Source organism: Candidatus Oscillochloris fontis, assembly GCF_004138135.1.
Taxonomy (GTDB): Bacteria; Chloroflexota; Chloroflexia; order Chloroflexales; family Chloroflexaceae; genus Oscillochloris; species Oscillochloris fontis.
The window spans coordinates 1-1,557 of the sequence record NZ_RYFD01000116.1 but is presented as its reverse complement, the minus strand read 5'-3'; the positions used below and the strand labels follow the sequence as shown (position 1 = coordinate 1,557).

The window sequence follows — 1,557 nt, the reverse complement described above, 5'->3', positions numbered from 1 at the left end:
CCCGTTGCGGGCGTTCAAGGTGAGCGGGTGGGTAGTGCTATGTCGCAAAAAGACCTGGAAACTTAATTTACGGACTACTATGGTCAGTGGAATAAAATTGCCACTGTGAACTGTACAGCAGGTACTGGTTGCTATGTAAAACTTACTGATCAAACCAATGAGAGCACAGGTACACGTCGAGTTTGGCTTGATGCGGTTAAGTTTGTACTGACTGCGACACCTGTTTATACTGTTAGCGGGTATGTACGTGACACTAATACCAATGGTATTTCTGGTGTAACTATCTCGGATGGGACGCGCACGGCTACCACGGATAGCAACGGCTACTACACACTGACCGGCGTTCCGGCGGGGAGCTACACGCTGACACCTTCGCGCAGTGGGTATAGCTTCAGCCCCAGTAGCCTCAGCGTGTCGATCAGCGGCAACCTGAGCAACCAGAACTTCACCGGTACCCTGCTCACCTACAGTGTCAGTGGGCGCATCACCACTAGCAGCGGCACCGGCATCAGCAGCGTCACCGTCTCGGACGGGACGCGCAGTGCCAGCACGGATAGCAACGGGTACTACACGCTGAGCGGCGTCCCGGCGGGGAGCTACACGCTCACGCCTTCGCGCAGTGGCTACAGCTTCAGCCCCACCAGCCGGAGCATCAGTGTTAGTGGCAACGTGAGTGGGCATGACTTCACCGGCACCCTACTCACCTACAGCGTCAGCGGGCGCATCACTACCAGCAGCGGCACTGGCATCAGCAGTGTCACCGTCTCGGACGGGACGCGCACGGCGACCACGAACAGTTCTGGAGACTACACCCTGACCGGTGTCCCGGCGGGGAGCTACACGCTCACGCCTTCGCGCAGTGGGTACAACTTCAGCCCGACCAACCGGAGTATCAGTGTTAGTGGCAACGTGAGTGGGCATGACTTCACGGGCACCCTGATCACCTACAGCATCAGCGGGCGCATCACCACCAGCAGTGGCACGGGCATCAGTAGCGTCACCGTCTCGGACGGGACGCGCACGGCCACCACGAACAGTACGGGTGACTACACACTGACCGGCGTTCCGGCGGGGAGCTACATCCTCACCCCTTCGCGCAGTGGCTACAGCTTCAGCCCCACTAGTCGGAGCATCAGTGTCAGCAGCAATCTGACCGGCCAGGACTTCACCGGCACGGCAACGGCAACCACCTACACCGTGAGTGGGCGCATCACCACCAGCAGCGGCACCGGCATCAGCAGCGTCACCGTCTCCGACGGAACGCGCACGGCCACCACGAACAGTACGGGTGACTACACCCTGACCGGTGTCCCGGCGGGGAGCTACACGCTCACGCCTTCGCGCAGTGGGTATAGCTTCAGCCCCACTAACCGGAGTATCGGTGTTAGTGGAAATCTGACCGGCCAGGACTTCACGGGAACCCCGATTACTTATAGCGTCAGCGGGCGCATCACCACCAGCAGCGGCACCGGCATCAGTAGCGTCACCGTCTCCGACGGGACGCGCACGGCCACCACGAACAGTACGGGTGACTACACCCTGACCGGTGTCTCGGCG

Annotated in this window: 1 protein-coding gene; it reads left to right on the top strand. The window is 60.3% G+C overall.

Translation table 11 applies throughout. The annotated features are described in order from the left end of the window. Positions 1 to 105: 105 nt before the first annotated feature. Positions 106 to 1,557 (top strand): beta strand repeat-containing protein (locus EKD03_RS18160; protein ID WP_153188306.1); only part of this gene is annotated, 1,452 nt, incomplete at its 3' end.